16 protein-coding genes are annotated in these 15,728 nt (G+C 63.9%); 8 read left to right on the top strand and 8 right to left on the bottom strand.

The features are described from left to right. The first annotated feature begins 42 nt into the window (after window positions 1-42). Together EN862_RS16830 and EN862_RS16835 are read left to right on the top strand one after the other, a co-directional pair. Window positions 43-846, top strand: a complete 804-nt coding sequence (locus EN862_RS16830) for an amino acid ABC transporter ATP-binding protein (protein ID WP_095819976.1) — start codon at window positions 43-45, stop codon at window positions 844-846. Window positions 847-1,051: 205 nt separating this feature from the next. Next, window positions 1,052-1,717, top strand: a complete 666-nt coding sequence (locus EN862_RS16835) for a TIGR02117 family protein (RefSeq protein ID WP_127865391.1) — start codon at window positions 1,052-1,054, stop codon at window positions 1,715-1,717. A 63-nt stretch (window positions 1,718-1,780) separates the two neighbouring features. Here EN862_RS16835 and EN862_RS16840 read toward each other — a convergent pair whose 3' ends face one another. Together EN862_RS16840 and EN862_RS16845 are read right to left on the bottom strand one after the other, a co-directional pair. Next, on the bottom strand, window positions 1,781-3,025 hold the full coding sequence (locus EN862_RS16840; protein WP_127865392.1) for an FAD-dependent monooxygenase: 1,245 nt from the start codon (window positions 3,023-3,025) through the stop codon (window positions 1,781-1,783). Window positions 3,026-3,040: 15 nt separating this feature from the next. Next, window positions 3,041-3,286: a zinc-finger domain-containing protein gene (locus tag EN862_RS16845; RefSeq protein ID WP_027169907.1), complete on the bottom strand. Its 246-nt coding sequence runs from the start codon at window positions 3,284-3,286 to the stop codon at window positions 3,041-3,043. A 250-nt stretch (window positions 3,287-3,536) separates the two neighbouring features. On the opposite strand from EN862_RS16845, the gene EN862_RS16850 reads away from it, so the two are divergent. Continuing rightward, window positions 3,537-5,732, top strand: a complete 2,196-nt coding sequence (locus EN862_RS16850; RefSeq protein WP_127865393.1) for an RNA degradosome polyphosphate kinase — start codon at window positions 3,537-3,539, stop codon at window positions 5,730-5,732. Beyond that, a complete protein-coding gene (ppx, locus tag EN862_RS16855; RefSeq protein ID WP_127865394.1) occupies window positions 5,729-7,264 on the top strand; it encodes an exopolyphosphatase in 1,536 nt (511 codons plus the stop codon). The genes EN862_RS16850 and ppx overlap by 4 nt, the downstream gene beginning before the upstream one ends. Window positions 7,265-7,294: 30 nt before the next feature. Here ppx and EN862_RS16860 read toward each other — a convergent pair whose 3' ends face one another. The 4 genes from EN862_RS16860 to EN862_RS16880 form a co-directional block, all read right to left on the bottom strand. Then, window positions 7,295-7,717, bottom strand: coding sequence for a DoxX family protein (locus tag EN862_RS16860; protein WP_127865395.1), 423 nt, complete (start codon window positions 7,715-7,717; stop codon window positions 7,295-7,297). Between the two features lie 125 nt (window positions 7,718-7,842). Beyond that, the gene (locus EN862_RS16865; protein ID WP_127865396.1) at window positions 7,843-8,265 is read right to left on the bottom strand and encodes a DoxX family protein; all 423 of its coding nucleotides are present in this window, start codon (window positions 8,263-8,265) and stop codon (window positions 7,843-7,845) included. A 409-nt stretch (window positions 8,266-8,674) separates the two neighbouring features. Next, window positions 8,675-10,072, bottom strand: coding sequence for a class II fumarate hydratase (gene fumC, locus EN862_RS16875; protein WP_127865398.1), 1,398 nt, complete (start codon window positions 10,070-10,072; stop codon window positions 8,675-8,677). A 106-nt stretch (window positions 10,073-10,178) separates the two neighbouring features. Beyond that, entirely contained in the window at window positions 10,179-10,652 is a 474-nt protein-coding gene (locus tag EN862_RS16880) for a cupin domain-containing protein (protein ID WP_348632078.1), read from the bottom strand. Between the two features lie 89 nt (window positions 10,653-10,741). Between EN862_RS16880 and EN862_RS16885 the strand changes: the two genes are divergently transcribed. After that, on the top strand, window positions 10,742-11,719 hold the full coding sequence (locus EN862_RS16885) for a LysR family transcriptional regulator (RefSeq protein WP_127865399.1): 978 nt from the start codon (window positions 10,742-10,744) through the stop codon (window positions 11,717-11,719). Between the two features lie 39 nt (window positions 11,720-11,758). Here the strand turns inward: EN862_RS16885 and betI are convergent, their stop codons facing one another. Continuing rightward, window positions 11,759-12,409, bottom strand: coding sequence for a transcriptional regulator BetI (gene betI, locus EN862_RS16890; protein ID WP_127865400.1), 651 nt, complete (start codon window positions 12,407-12,409; stop codon window positions 11,759-11,761). Window positions 12,410-12,492: 83 nt separating this feature from the next. On the opposite strand from betI, the gene choX reads away from it, so the two are divergent. The 3 genes from choX to EN862_RS16905 all read left to right on the top strand — a co-directional run bounded on the left by choX (window position 12,493) and on the right by EN862_RS16905 (window position 14,937). Next, a complete protein-coding gene (gene choX / locus EN862_RS16895) occupies window positions 12,493-13,431 on the top strand; it encodes a choline ABC transporter substrate-binding protein (protein WP_127865401.1) in 939 nt (312 codons plus the stop codon). Then, a complete protein-coding gene (locus tag EN862_RS16900) occupies window positions 13,428-14,273 on the top strand; it encodes an alpha/beta hydrolase (RefSeq protein WP_189401227.1) in 846 nt (281 codons plus the stop codon). Before choX ends, EN862_RS16900 begins: the two co-directional genes overlap by 4 nt. 175 nt (window positions 14,274-14,448) lie before the next feature. Beyond that, window positions 14,449-14,937: a sulfocyanin-like copper-binding protein gene (locus EN862_RS16905; protein ID WP_245519610.1), complete on the top strand. Its 489-nt coding sequence runs from the start codon at window positions 14,449-14,451 to the stop codon at window positions 14,935-14,937. A gap of 67 nt (window positions 14,938-15,004) precedes the next feature. On the opposite strand, the gene EN862_RS16910 is transcribed toward EN862_RS16905, so the two are convergent. Then, complete coding sequence (locus EN862_RS16910; RefSeq protein ID WP_127865402.1) at window positions 15,005-15,598, bottom strand: hypothetical protein; 594 nt, start codon at window positions 15,596-15,598, stop codon at window positions 15,005-15,007. Between the last annotated feature and the right edge of the window lie 130 nt (window positions 15,599-15,728).

Consider the following 15,728-nt stretch of genomic DNA (forward strand, 5'->3'; position numbering starts at 1 on the left):
AGTAACGACATGCATCAAGAAAAACGATAAGGGGAATTGGCCATGACCACCGAAAACGCCGTCAGCGCGGAAGACCTGAAGGTCGATGCCAAGAAGATGCACATCTCGACCACCGATGTCGCCATCGACATTGTCGGCATGCACAAATGGTATGGCGAGTTCCATGTGCTGAAGGACATCAACCTCAAGGTGATGCGTGGCGAGCGCATCGTCATCTGCGGTCCGTCCGGCTCCGGCAAGTCGACCATGATCCGCTGCATCAACCGGCTGGAGGAGCACCAGAAGGGCAAGATCATCGTCGACGGCAAGGAACTCACCAACGATCTGAAGAAGATCGACGAGGTGCGCCGCGAGGTCGGCATGGTGTTCCAGCATTTCAACCTGTTCCCGCATCTGACGATCCTGGAGAACTGCACGCTGGCGCCGATCTGGGTGCGCAAGATGCCGAAGAAGCAGGCCGAGGAAATCGCCATGCATTTCCTCAAGCGCGTCAAGATCCCGGAGCAGGCCAACAAATATCCGGGCCAGCTCTCCGGCGGTCAGCAGCAGCGCGTGGCGATCGCCCGTTCGCTGTGCATGAACCCGCGCATCATGCTGTTCGACGAGCCGACCTCGGCGCTCGATCCCGAGATGATCAAGGAAGTGCTGGAGACGATGGTTGGCCTGGCGGAAGAAGGCATGACGATGCTGTGCGTCACCCACGAGATGGGCTTTGCCCGCAAGGTCGCCAACCGCGTGATCTTCATGGATCAGGGCCAGATCGTCGAGCAGAACACGCCGGCCGAGTTCTTCGACCACCCCCGCCATGAGCGCACGAAGCTGTTCCTCAGCCAGATCCTGCACTAAAGCGCACGCCCACTCGGTCGGCATCCCAGGGCGAAGCAAGGAGCGAAGCGACGCGCGCAGAGCCTAGGATCCATGCTGTTACGCCAAGGCGTTGCAACGGCTCAGAATTCTACTCCGCCGCACCTGATGGCGGACGTCACGGCATGGATCCTCGGGTCAAGCCAGAGGATGACGAAATCCCGAGGCGGCCGACTTACTGCGCCCGATGAGAAGAGCGCTGCGATACCTTGCAATGCTGCTCGCAGCGGTGGTGCTTGCGGCCACACTCGGCACGCTGGTGCCGCGGCCGCTCTGGCCTGCCGCCGCGGCAGGCGAGGGCACGCGCCACATCCTGGTGCTCAAGAACCCTATCCACACCGATATCGCCGTGCCCCTTGACGATGGCGTGCGCCGGCGCTTCGCCTTCCTGGCCGGTGCCGGTCTGCCGATCGAGGCGCCGGAGGCGCGCTATATCGTCTTCGGCTGGGGCGGCCGCGCCTTCTATCTGGAGACCCCGACCTGGTCTGAGTTGAAGGCCATGCCGGTGCTGAAAGCGCTGACGCTTGACGCTTCGGTGATGCATGTCGATGTCGCCGGTGCGATCAAGGACCCGCATCCGGACGTTGCAGGCTTCGACGTGGATGAACAGCATTTTTCGGCGCTGCTCGACTACATAGCGGCGAGTTTTCAGCAGGGGTCGGATGGGCCGGTTGCCATCGAGAACGCCGGCTATTCAACCTATGACCGTTTCTACGAGGCCAATGGCCATTTCAACGCGCTGGTCGGCTGCAACACCTGGACGGCGGCGGGACTGAGGATTGCCGGCCTGCGGACGGGTTGGTGGAACCCGCTGCCGGTATCGCTTTGGTGGTCGATGTGGCTGTACAATTAGCAGTCGCTTCTTCCAGAATTTGCGAATCCCTTCGCGCCCTTCTTCCGCCAGCCTACCCAGCCCTCAGCCCTCCCACCGCCGCGCCACCTTCCGTTCCTCCCAGCCATAAAGCCAGTCCAGATCCGCCGCGAGCTTTTCCGCCGGCCGCGCCGCCAGCACCAGATTGCGGGCGACCGCGACCGGTCCCCAGGCGTGCCAGGTCAGCCGATTGAGCGTGCCGCGCTTGAGTACCCTTTCGACGCGCGGCCGCCTGAGATTTTCCCAGACGGCGAGGCTGTGGGCCGGATCGCCGGGAAAATCGGCAACCAGATTGGCGAGCATCGAGGCGTCCTCGATCCCCATGGCCGCGCCCTGCGCCGCGAACGGCGTCATGGCATGCGCGGCGTCGCCGATCAGCGCGATGCCTTGCGGGACCGCCCAGCGCTGTTGTTGCACAGTGTGCATTGGAAACGCCGTCCACGGCCCCGCCAGCGCGACGAGCCTTGCGAGCATCGCCGCGGTGCCGTGCATGGCATTGGACAGGATGGCCGGGTCGGCATGGCCCGACCAGCCTTCCGCGATACGTTCGCCTCTGGTGAAGGCGGCGAGGTTGACGGTGCGGCCCTTGCTCACCGGGTAGGCGACCAAATGGAAGCCGGGATGCAGGAAGGTTGTGACGCAGCCCGCCGCTCCGATCTCGGCAAAAGCCTGCCCGGCAGGGCTGTCGACAGCCACCGTGGCGCGCCAGGCCAGTCGGCCCGAGAAGCGGCTTTTCGCGAAAGCGGAGTCCCGGGCCGCAAGCTGTGCGCGAACCGTCGACCAGACGCCGTCGGCTCCGACCAGCAGACCGGCTGCAACCGACATGGTTTTGCCTTCGGTCTCGACCGTCGCGGTCACGCTTCGCGCGTCGGCGGCGATGCCTGTCACCCGTGCGCCGGTAACGAGCTCGATATCGGGCCGATCCGCCACTCCCTCCGTCAGGGCCGCCTGCAGGTCGGCGCGGTGCGCCACCAGATAGGGCGCGCCCCAGCGCTGCTCGGCCGCCTGTCCAAGCGGCACGCGCGCCAGCTCGCGCAGGCTTTTGGCATCCTTCAGCACCACCGCTTCGGGCCGGACCGCGTTGGGCAACAGGCGGTCCAGTGCGCCAAGCCGGCGCAGGATGCGGGTCGCGTTCGGAGACAGCTGGAGGCCGGAGCCGGCCGCCTGGAGCTGCTTGGCTTGCTCGAACAGTCTCACCGGCAAACCGCGCTCGGCGAAGGCAAGTGCCGCCATCAGCCCGGCTATACCTGCCCCGGCTATGACGATTTGCCGGGACCGTGTTTCAGTCATGGTCGGGGAAAGGGCTCAGGCAGCCTGATCGACATAGAGGCAGCCGGCCGGCTGCGTTTCCGTCGCCTTCAGCGACGGCGAATAGCGGTAAAGCGTCGAGCAGTAGGGGCAGACTTTTTCATTGTCGTCGCCCATGTCGAGGAACACATGCGGATGATCGAAGGGCGGGTTGGCGCCGGTGCACATGAATTCCTTGACGCCGATCTCGATGACCGGATGGCCCGCGTCGTTCTGGAAATGGGGAATGCTACCGCCTGCCATCGTCGTCTCCAATCGGGTTCGGCCAGTGGGTGTGACCCGCCTGCATCTGGAGCATAACATGCCAGTTTGCAAGATCGATGAAATCAAACTGTCGCAAAAGGCTGGCAGAGGATAAGTTGAGCCGGTTAAGCGCGTGAGGCCGGGCACGGAGCGATTCCGTGACGATCATGCGTCACAAAAAGATGTTAGGGCGTCGCCGGACGGCAATATGCGGCGCTCCCAGGGACGGTTGCAGGCAGAGCGGGAAACCATGAACGAACTGAAGCCGGTGCAGAGCGAGTTCATTACCGTCGAGGCGGCGAGCCCCGACGGCGGCAATCCCGACCGTTTCGTCAACCGCGAGTTTTCCTGGCTGCAATTCAACCGCCGCGTGCTGGAAGAGTCGCTCAACGAGCATCACCCGCTGCTCGAACGCGTCCGCTTCCTGTCGATCTCGGCCGCCAATCTCGACGAGTTCTTCATGGTCCGCGTTGCCGGCCTTGCCGGTCAGGTGCGAGAGGGTATCGCGCTGAAAAGCCCGGACGGCCGAACCCCCGAGCAGCAGCTCGAGCAATTGCTGCGCGAGGTCGAGCGCCTGCAGGAGGACCAGCAGAAGAGCCTCTCGGTGCTGATGACCCTGCTCAACAAGGAAGGCATCGAAAGCATCACCCGCGACGCGCTGACCAAGGATGAGAAGACCTGGCTGGAGGAGCATTTCCAGGAACAGGTCTTCCCGGTGCTGACGCCGCTGTCGATCGATCCGGCCCACCCGTTTCCCTTCATCCCCAATCTCGGCTTTTCCATCGCCCTGCAATTGCGCCATCGCAAGAACGGGGAGGAGATGAGCGCGCTCTTGCGCCTGCCGGTGGCGCTCAGGCGCTTCATCCGCCTGCCGGACCGCAAGCGCCATGTGCGCTTCATACCCCTGGAAGAAGCGGTCGGTATCTATATCGGCAAGCTTTTCCCCGGCTATGAGGTCAAGGGCTCGGGCACGTTCCGCATCATCCGCGACAGCGATATCGAGGTGGAGGAAGAATCGGAAGACCTCGTGCGCCTGTTCGAGACGGCGCTGAAGCGGCGCCGCCGCGGTTCGGTGATCCGCATCGAGTTCGACACGCTGATGCCGGCGGAGCTGCGCGATTTCGTCGCCGGCGAGCTCGGCGTCTCGTCGAGCCGCATCAGCGTGCTCACCGGTCCGCTGGCGCTCAACCAGATTTCCGAGATCGTCGCCATTCCACGCGACGACCTGAAGTTCACGCCCTACAATCCGCGTTTTCCCGAGCGTATCCGCGAGCATGGCGGCGACTGCCTGGCCGCCATCCGCGAGAAGGACATCATCGTCCACCACCCGTACGAATCCTTCGACGTGGTGGTGCAGTTCCTGCGCCAGGCCGCCGCCGACCCGGAAGTGGTGGCGATCAAGCAGACACTCTACCGCACCTCGAACGACAGCCCGATCGTGCGCGCGCTGATCGACGCCGCCGAGGCCGGCAAGTCGGTGACAGCGCTGGTCGAGCTCAAGGCGCGCTTCGACGAGGAGGCCAACATCCGCTGGGCGCGCGACCTCGAACGCGCCGGCGTCCAGGTCGTGTTCGGCTTCCTGGAGCTGAAGACCCACGCCAAGATGTCGCTCGTGGTGCGTCGCGAGGACGGCCGGCTGCGCAATTACGTCCATCTCGGCACCGGCAACTACCACCCGGTCACTGCCCGCATCTACACCGATCTGTCCTTCTTCACCACCGATCCGGCGATCGCGCGCGATGTCGCGCAGATCTTCAACTTCATCACCGGCTATGCCGAACCGGCCGAGGAGATGCGCCTTGCCGTGTCGCCCTTCACGCTGCGCAACCGCATCCTGAAGCATATCGCCGAGGAAGTCGTCCATGCCCGCGAAGGACGGCCGGCGCGCATCTGGATGAAGATGAACGCGCTGGTCGACCCGACCGTCATCGACGCGCTCTACGACGCCAGCCGGGCCGGGGTCGAGATCGACCTCGTCGTGCGCGGCATCTGCTGCCTGAGGCCGCAGGTGCCGGGTCTCTCGGAGAACATCAGGGTGAAATCGATCGTCGGCCGCTTCCTCGAGCACAGCCGCATTTACTGTTTCGGCAATGGCTACGGCCTGCCCTCGGACGAGGCGATCATCTACATCTCGTCCGCCGACATGATGCCGCGCAATCTCGACCGCCGCGTCGAGACCCTGGTGCCGATCACCAACCCAACTGTGCATGAACAGGTGCTTGGCCAGATCATGCTGGGCAACATCATGGACAACCAGCAAAGTTTCGACGTATTGGCTGACGGCACCTCCCGGCGCGTCGTGCTGGAGGAGGGCGAGGAGCCGTTCAACGCGCAGGAATATTTCATGACCAATCCGAGCCTCTCCGGACGGGGTGACGCGCTGAAATCGCATGCGCCCAAGCGCATCGCCCAGTTCAAACGCCGCAAGAAGAACAGCGCCGCGTGATTGCAGTTTCCCAGGGCCGGCTTCAGGACCGGCGACCGCTGTCGATCATCGACATAGGGTCGAACTCGATCCGCCTTGTCGTCTATGAAGGGCTGGCCCGCTCGCCCTCGCTGCTGTTCAACGAAAAGATGCTGGCCGGCCTTGGCCGCGGCATTGTTTCGACGGGCAAGCTCGACCCCGAAGCCGTGACGCGCTCGATGGAGGAGTTCCGCCGCTTCCGCGCGCTGTCGGATCAGGCGGGCGCCGAGCACATGTATGTGCTGGCCACCGCCGCCGCGCGCGAGGCGGGCAACGGTCCCGATTTCATCCACCGCGCCGAAGAGGTGCTGAAGACCGAGATCCGCGTGCTCACCGGCCGCGAGGAAGCCTATTATTCGGCGCTCGGCGTCATTTCCGGCTTCCATCCGGCCAATGGCATCGCCGGTGACCTTGGCGGCGGCAGCCTTGAGCTGATCGATATCAATCGCGAGTCGATCGGCGAAGGCATCACGCTGCCGCTCGGCGGCCTGCGCCTGCAGGATATGGCCAAGAACTCGCTCGTCCAGGCGCAGAAGATCGCGCGCCAGGAACTGGCGCGGGCAAAGCTGCTCAAGGGCGGGCAGGGCAGGGCCTTCTACGCCGTCGGCGGCACCTGGCGAAACCTCGCCAGGCTGCACATGGAGATGACCAATTACCCGCTCGGCATCATGCATCACTACGAGATTTCGGCCGACAGCGCGCAGACCTTCCTCAGGCAGGTGGCCAAGGGCGAGGTCGAGAAGGTGAGGGGCATCGAGGGCGTTTCCAAGAACCGCCGCTCGCTGCTGCCTTACGGCGCCGTCGTGCTGCAGGAGATCATGACGGCGATGCAACCCTCGAAGATCGTCGTCTCGGCGCAGGGCGTGCGCGAAGGCTTTCTCTATTCGCTGCTCGACGCCGAGGAGCAGAAGGCCGACCCGCTGATCTCGGCAGCCGAGGAATTGGCGCTGTTGCGCTCGCGCTCGGTGCACCATGCGCATGACCTGGTCGAATGGACAGGCAAGGCATTCAAGGCCTTCGACATCGACGAGACGGAAGACGAAACGCGCTACCGCCATGCCGCTTGCCTGCTCGCCGATATCGGCTGGCGCGCACATCCCGAATATCGCGGCAGGCAATCGCTCAACATCATCGCGCATGCCTCCTTCATCGGCGTCGACCATCCCGGCCGCGCCTATCTGGCCCTGGCCAACGCCTATCGCCATGACGGCATCTTCAATGACGGCGTCGCGCCCGAGATCAAGGCCCTGGCGCCGCCGCGCCTGCTCGAGCGCGCCCGCGTTCTGGCGGCCATGATGCGCGTGGTCTACCTGCTCACCGCGGCGATGCCGGGCGTGATGCCGCGGCTGAAATGGGAAAGCCGAGGCAACGGCGCGCTGGCGCTGGTGCTGCCAGCCTCGCTCTCCGATCTCTACGGCGAGCGCCCTGCCGGACGGCTGGCGCAACTGGCGCGCATCACCAACCGCCGCCTGGTGCTGGCGGTCGAGGGGGGGCCAAGTGTCTCGGTAAAATAGAGCGTTTCGGTCAAATAGGCCGCTCTCGACTCAGGTCACCTCAGCGCTGATCCCAAAGCCGCGCCCGTCGGCCGACCATGCGCCGGCGCCCGCCATGGCGAGCGCCAGGAAGCCGCCGGCAATGGCGATGTCCTTCATCAGCATCTGCCGGTGCAGGAAGCCCAGTGTCGCATCGTCACCGCCCTGGCCGTAATGGCCGATGAAGCCTGCGACGATACAGAAGGCGGCAAGCAGCAGCGCCACGATCCGAGTCTGGAAACCGACGAGGATCAAGAGCCCAGCAATCAATTCGAACAGGCCGGTACCCCAAGCCGCTAAGGTCGGCAGAGGCAGGCCGAGCCCGGCGAAATAATTGATCGTACCGCCGATATTGGTCAGCGCCTGGAACCCCGACGGTATGAACAGCGCTGCGAGAAGCAGCCGCGAGACCAGAAGCAACGCATTGCGAGACATTGGCCACCTCCCTTGCCGGCCCGGTCCGGCTGATGCCGGCTGCGGCGCAGTCTACGCCTGCAACGAAAAAGCGGCGCGAAAAATTCCGCGCCGCTTTTGAGTTTGGGCTTGGGAGGAAAGAAGGATCAGCCGCGCTTGGCGTCGATCGAATAAGCGCCGGCGCCCGAGGAGGCGAGCAGGATGAAGCCGCCGGTGATCGCGAGGTTCTTGAGGAACTGGATCATCTGCATCTGATCGGCCCAGCCGGTGTGCGCGACGAGCCCGGTGGCGATCGTGAAGATAGCGAGCGCCCAGGCGGCGATTCGGGTCTGGAAGCCGAGGAGGATGGCAAGGCCGCCGAGCAGTTCGATCAGACCGACGACAACGGCGGTCACGGTCGGCACCGGCAGGCCAAGCGCGCCGAAATAGGCGGCGGTGCCGGAAATGGCGGTAAGCTTGCCGAAGCCGGAAAGCAGGAAGATGACCGCAAGCAGGATGCGGCCGAGCAGGATCGTGGTGGAGCTGTTGGATGCGGTGCCGTTGCCGGCGACGGAAGAGTTGATGGACATGGCGGTTCTCCGAATGGGTTGAATGCCCAGTCAGATAGACGATGGATACTGTTCACCAAAAGCCGCCTATGTGGCGACACATTGTTCACAGGATATATGTTTTCGGGATTGGCGGTCGCGCGCGAAAATCGTGTCGCGGGATTGGGCTGGAAAAGCAAATTTTGTTACCGCAAAATGCTCGGCAAGTAGCCGAAACGCTAGTCACTTCGTCACCCACGGGCGAAGCAAGGAGCGAAGCGACGCGGCGCAGACCCGAGGATCCATGCCGCGACGTCAACACAGCCGCTGCGGTGCAGGTTTTGCTCCGCTGTGCTCCACGCCCGAAGTAACGGCATGGATTCCAGGGTCTCCGCGACGGAGCTTCGCTCCTGCTTCGCCCTGGATGACGACCTCGCGATAGTCGGGCCCTTTACCCCGGATGCGTCATGTCCTCCGGCCGCACCAGCCGATCATAGTCAGCTTCGCTGACCAGCCCGGTGGCCAAGGCCTCCTCGCGCAAGGTCGTGCCGTTCTTATGCGCCGTCTTGGCGATCTTGGCGGCGTTGTCGTAGCCGATGGTCGGCGCCAGCGCCGTCACCAGCATCAGCGAACGCTCCAGCGCGGCCTTGATGTTGTCTTCGCGCGCCTCGATGCCGACCACGCAATTGTCGGTGAAGGAGACGGAGGCGTCTGCCAGCAACTGCACCGACTGCAGGAAGTTATAGGCCATCAGCGGATTGTAGACATTGAGCTCGAAATGGCCCTGGCTGCCGGCGAAGGTGAGCGCCGCATTGTTGCCGAACACCTGCACGCAGACCTGCGTCAGCGCCTCGCACTGGGTCGGATTGACCTTGCCCGGCATGATCGAGGAGCCCGGCTCGTTTTCCGGCAGCGACAGCTCGCCAAGGCCCGAACGCGGGCCGGAGCCGAGCAGGCGGATGTCGTTGGCGATCTTGAACAGCGCCGCGGCGGCCGCGTTGATCGCCCCATGCGAGAACACCATGGAATCATGCGCCGCCAGCGCCTCGAACTTGTTCGGCGCGGTGACGAAGGCAATGCCGGTGATCGAAGCGATGCGGTCCGCGACTTTCTCTGCGAAGCCGACCGGCGCGTTGAGGCCTGTGCCGACGGCGGTGCCGCCCTGCGCCAGCTCCTGCAGGCCGGGCAGCGTCTGCTGGATGCGCTTGATCGACGAGACGACCTGCGCGGCATAGCCGGAGAATTCCTGGCCAAGCGTCAGCGGCGTGGCGTCCTGCGTGTGCGTGCGGCCGATCTTGATGATGTGGTTGAAGGCCCGCGCCTTGGCGTCGAGCGCCTTGTGCAGATGGTGCAGGGCGGGGATGAGATGATGCACGACCCGCTCGGCGCAGGCGATGTGCATTGCCGTAGGATAGGTGTCGTTGGACGACTGGCTCATGTTGACATGGTCATTGGGATGAACCGGCTTCTTCGAACCCATGACGCCGCCGAGCATCTCGATCGCCCGGTTGGAGATCACCTCGTTGGCGTTCATGTTGGACTGCGTGCCGGAGCCGGTCTGCCACACCACCAGCGGGAAATGCTCGTTGAGCTTGCCGTCGATGACTTCCTGCGCGGCCTCGACGATCGCCTTGCCGATTGCCGGATCGAGCCGCTTCATCTCCATGTTCACTTCGGCCGCGGCGCGCTTGACGATGCCGAGCGCGCGCACGATCGAAGCCGGCTGCTTTTCCCAACCGATCTTGAAATTGCCCAGAGAGCGCTGCGCCTGCGCGCCCCAATAGCGGTCGGCCGCCACCTCGATAGGACCGAACGTATCGGTTTCGGTTCTGGTCTTTTCAGCGCTCACGGCAAGTCTCCGGTCTGTCGATTTGGGCAAGGGCGTATCGCGTTGCACAAACGGCATCAAGCGGAGATTGCGGGCGAGGAAGATGCAAATCGGTTGAAGGGAAGGCTCACCCCAGCGGCGGCCCGACAATGTCGATACCGTTCTCCGCGCACAGCCTGGTCAGCATCTCGATCATCTGCGGCGTCGGCGCCGCCAACGGCGGCAGGTCCGGCCGTTCGGCGGGGCGGCTGGCCTTGCGCACCATCGTCTCGAAATCAGAGCCGCAGGTGACCGTGAGCGTATGCGCGCCTTCTGGAGACTCGACCCTGTAGGTGTGCGGCAGGCCTTTCGGCGCGAGCACCGTCTCGCCCGCGCCGGCGATCCGCTCGCGGCCGTCGACGACGAAACGTATCCGCCCTTCAAGAATATGAAACACCTCGTCCTCATTACGGTGCACGTGCAGCGGCGCGGAATCACCGTAGGGCTGGCGGTGTTCGATGACACAGATGCCATCCTCGCCGTCGGCCGACGAAACCTGGATGGCGACAAGCGTGTTGTTGAACCAGAGGAGTTCCTTGCCTGCGATGGTGGTGTTGATCATTGTCATCATTGCTCTCCTTTTCGACGGTGACCTAAGCAAGGACGAGCCGGCGAGGGAAATCGAATGATCGTATGGGGCGGATTGATGCGATGAATTTGAACGCGCTCGACCTCAATCTGGTGCGGGTGCTCGACGCACTTCTGCGCGAGAAGAGCGTGACGCGCGCCGGCGAGCAGATCGGCCTCAGCCAGCCGGCCGTGAGCGCCGCGCTCAACCGCTTGCGCCACGCGCTCAACGACCAGCTGTTTGTCCGTCGCGGCAACGACATGATGCCGACGCCGCGCGCCGAAAGCCTGGCCGAGCCGGTGCGCGCGGCGCTGCGTGAGATCGAGCGCGCCTTTCAGCCGGCGACCGATTTCGATCCCGCCAGGTTGGAGCGGACCTTCACCTTCATGGGAGCGGATTTCTTTTCCATGCTGCTGATGCCGCCCTTTGCCGCGCGCATCGCGGCGATCGCGCCCGGCGTGTCGTTCCGCTTTCTTGACAGCGCCATCGGTGACGTCTCGAAATTGCTTCAGGAGGATCAAATTGACGTGGCGCTCGAGCGTCCGCTGGAGGTCACGGAATGGGTCTCGAGCGTGGCGCTGTTCGGCTCGCCCTTCGCCATCATCGCGGCGAAGGACAATGAGGCGCTCAGGCAAGCGGGCATCGGCGAGGGCGAAGAGGTGCCGCTCGACCTCTTTTGCGCGCTGCCGCACGCATTGCGCTCGATCGACGGTTCGATGTCGGGCTTCACCGATGACGCGCTGGCCAGGATGGGAAGGGCACGCCGCGTCACGGTCGCCTTGCCGCACTTCCAGGCGGTGGCGCTGGCTGTGGCGGGCGGACCTTATCTGGCCGCTGTCCCAACGCAGTTCGCGGTCGCGGCGGCAAAATCCCTGCCGATCGGCATCTATCGGGCGCCGATCCCGATACCGTCGCCGGCGGTCAGGATGTACTGGCACGCCCGCCGCGATGACGAGCCGCCGCATCGCTGGATCCGCGGGCAAATCCTCGACGAGGTGGCAAAGCTCGGGTTCAGGGACTGGGACGGCCCATTGAGCGGTCAACCTCACCCCGCCATATAGCCCGACATCCACCCGGCGGCCTGTCGCTCGGTATGAACTTTATCCCGCCGAGGCCAGCCCGACGGGCGCGGGCTGGCGTAGCGCCAGCCGCCCCGCGACGAAGTCCTTGACCTGGCGCACTGCCTGCTCGCGCGTGACGCTGCCCGGCTGCAGGCCAAGCCTGAGCCACAGCCCGTCGATCAAGGCGGTGACGCCAAGCACGATCTCGTCGGCCAGTTCGGGCGACGTCAGGCCGCGCAGGCCGGACAACAGGTTCGAGCGCATGCGCGCATGGATCACCTTCTGGATGCGCGCCAGCTTCTCGTCGCGCGGCACCTCGGCGCAGAGCGACAGCCAGGCATGGCAGAGAGGCGGCAGAAACAGGTGCTCCTCGAAATTGCCCTCGATCACCGCGTCCAGCCGTTCCATCGGCGTCCGCGCCCGCTGAAGCCGGGCGACCACGGCCCGACAGAGCACGGCGTTCGCCTCGCGCATGGCATGCTCGAACAACTCCTGCTTGTTGCGGAAATAATGCAGCACGATGCCCTTCGAAGCCCCGGCCTGGGCCGCGACCTTTTCCAGCGTCGCGCCGGCGATGCCTTCGCGTTCCAGAACGGCGAACGCCGCCTGCCGCAACTCCTTGCGGCGTATGTCGCTGAGACGCGTCAGTTTCACTGGACCGATCCATGCATGGCGAATCCATGTTGACATCTTCGCCCGTTCAGATCAATGATTGACCAATAGGACAATAAAATGACCAGTAGGTCAAACAATCGAAAATGAGGAGAACCGGAATGTTGCGCGTGCTTGCGAATGGAGTCTGTCTCGCGGCCCTAATGATGGCTTCCCAGGCGGCCCGGGCCGCAGAGGCCGAGAGCTGCAAAACGGTCCGCATGGCCGAGCCCGGCTGGAACGATCTGGCCTTCACCACGGGCGTGGCCAAGGTCCTGCTCCAGGCCCTCGGCTACGAGCCGCAGAGCGAGGTGCTCGGCATCAACGTCATCTACGAAGGCATGAAGAACAAGGATCTCGACCTGTTCCTCGGCTACTGGGATCCGGCCATGGTCACCTATTACGAGCCCTACAAGAAGGACGGCTCGATCGAGAATGTGCGGGTCAATCTGGTCGGTGCCAAATACACTTTCGCCGTGCCGACCTATGTCTGGGACGCCGGCGTCAAGGACCTGTCCGACCTGCACAAATTCGCCGACAAGTTCGGCAAGAAGATGTACGGCATCGAGCCGGGCTCCAACCAGCTGATGATGGACGCCATCGCCGATCCGCAATTCGGCCTCAACGGCTGGCAGGTGGTGGAATCGAGCGAAGCCGGCATGCTCTCGGAGGTCGGCTACGAGATCAAGGAGAAGCAGTTCATCGTCTTCCAGGGCTGGGCGCCGCATCCGATGAATACGATGTACGACTTCAAGTACCTGACCGGCGGCGATAAGTTCTTCGGTCCGAATTTCGGCGCCGCCACCGTCACGACGCAGGTGCGCAAGGGTTTCCTGCAGGAATGTCCGAACGTGGCGCAATTCCTGAAGAACCTCGCCTTCGACATCGACATGGAAAATGTCGGCATGGGCTATCTCATCAATGACGGTATGAAGCCGGAGGAGGGCGCACTGAAGTCGATCACCTTGCACAAGGATCGCCTCGACGCCTGGCTCGCCGGCGTCACCACTTTCGACGGCAAGCCCGGCCTCGCCGCGGTCAAGGAAAAGCTCGGACTGTGAGGCAGGCGCTGTCGGAGCCAGAGGAGCAAGGGATCGAGCAGGCCGAATGGTCTGGGCGCAAGCGGATCGTCGATGTCGGCGGCCTTGACCTCGCCTATGTCGAGGTCGCCGGTTCGGAGCCGCCACTTGTCCTGGTGCATGGCTTCACCGACACCAGCCGCAGTTTTTCGCTGCTTGCGCCGCATCTTTCCGGGCGCCGGCTGATCATACCGGATCTGCGCGGCCACGGCGCCTCGAATGCGGGCGAGGGGTGCAGTGTCGTCGATTTCGCCGAGGACATTGCCGGCCTGATCCGGCGCCTGCGGCTCGACCGGCCGGTCGTCGTCGGGCACTCGCTGGGCGGCATGGTGTCGATCGTGCTGGCCGCGCAATATCCGGAATTGATCGGTGGGCTGGTGATCCTGGCCAGCACACTGAAGCCCGAGTTCGGATCGCATCACCAACTGATCGACGGCGTGGCGGCGTTGCGCGACCCGATCTCGCCGTCGGATCCGTTCTATGACTGGTGGCATGCCTGCCAGCCGGACGTGCCGCGGGCTTTTCTCGCCGGTCTTGCGAAAGACGCCTCCGCGATTCCGGCGGCGCGCTGGCGCGCCATTCTCGAAGAAGTCCGTCGCACCGATCTGACCGCGGCGGCGCGGGCCCTGCGTGTCCCGACGCTGATCATCGCCGGCGGACGTGATCCGCTCTTCGGCGAAGCGCACCAGCAGGCGCTGGCCCAGGCAATCATCGGATCGCGTCTGGTCTGGGCGCGGGATTGCGGCCACAATCCGCACTGGGAAGACCCGGCATTCGTGGCTGCAATCATCGGCCAAGCCTTCGGGAACGACCACATCCGGTAGTCGGGTCCAAGTCATTCGCCGACTGTCCATGTTATTCAGCATATCGGTTTGATCCAGCGCAAGGTCGGGTGCGGCCGGCGGTGCAACCATGCAGGCACCGTTCGGCTAGGTCCATGGCAGGGAGCGGTCGGTTGCCGGTGTCGGTTCCACCGGTGTCTGCCGGAGGAGTTTTGCTGTGAAAAAGCTTGTCAGGAATGCGTTGGTAGGGCTTGCCGCGACTGTTGCGACGGCTGGTGCCGCTCAAGCCGCCGCCACGGTTCAGGTTTCGCTGTGGGACAAAGGGGCGAACGTGCCCATGACCACAGGTTTCGCCTACGGAATGTCGGGCGCGGATATGTCGAAGGCAACCATGGGGATAACGGCCAAGCCCGCGACGGTGAAGGCCGGCAACGTCACGTTCAAGGTGAAGAACAGTTCCAAGGATACCATCCACGAAATGATCGTGATGTATCTGGCAAATCCCAAGGACCCGCTTCCCTATATTTCCGACGAGAACAGGGTTGACGAAGACAAGTCAGGTGACAAGGGAGAGGTTTCCGAACTCGACCCTGGCGCTTCGGGCACGCTTACCGTGAACCTGAAACCCGGCAAATACGTGCTCATCTGCAACGTCCCCGGTCATTTCGCGACAGGCATGTGGACGGAGTTCACCGTTCAGCCATAGCAGCGGTCGGCGTCGCGACGCGGCTGATGCCCGGCCGGCTGGCAGTTTGCAGTCGGCCGAAAGCGCCTCACTGCGCCAGCGGCTTGATCCTCTCGAACCCCACCTCGCTCTGCGCGCTTGTCCCCTCATCATACCGCCGCGCCAGCACCGCCTGCAGGTCCGGCGAATAGAGCGCGGTGAAGGTGTCGATGACGTTGCCATTGTCGCCGCTGATCGTTTCGCCGACCACGAGCACATTGTATTTGCAGTCGCCGAGCCTGTAGGTGTCCTTGCCTTTGACGGTGAGCGCCAGCGTCTCTGTGCCCTGCGGCGCCTTTTTCGGAGACAGCCGCACGAATTCGGTTTTGCTCTTCGCGCCCGCCTTCAGCGGGAACAGCTTCTTCAAGTCGCCGAGCGGGATCATCGACAGCCGCCCGGTGTCGCTGTCGCGGAACACCTCAATCAGCCCGGCATAAAGATACTGTGTCTGCGGCGAATCCGATTGATACTTGTTGGCGACCGCGACCATGCCGCCGGGCGCCGGCCGGAACTCGCTGCTTATGCCGGCCTTTTCGAGCATGAAGCCGGTTTTGGCGGACTTTGCGTCGACGCAGTCCGAGCCCCGCGCGGCGCCGGCGAAGGTGAGCATGGCGAACACCATGCCGGTTGTAAAGATCTTCATGCCTTCCTCCCCTGGGTGCATGTACCGAAGCAATGACAGACCGCCGCCGCGCTGTCGACCCAGGAGCTTTTCATGCCTTGGCGTGAAAAGTCTCCAGGCGCGGGCCGGGCATTGAACTGGACGAGGCGGG

This window comes from Mesorhizobium sp. M2E.F.Ca.ET.219.01.1.1, from assembly GCF_004016445.2.
Classification (GTDB): domain Bacteria; phylum Pseudomonadota; class Alphaproteobacteria; order Rhizobiales; family Rhizobiaceae; genus Mesorhizobium.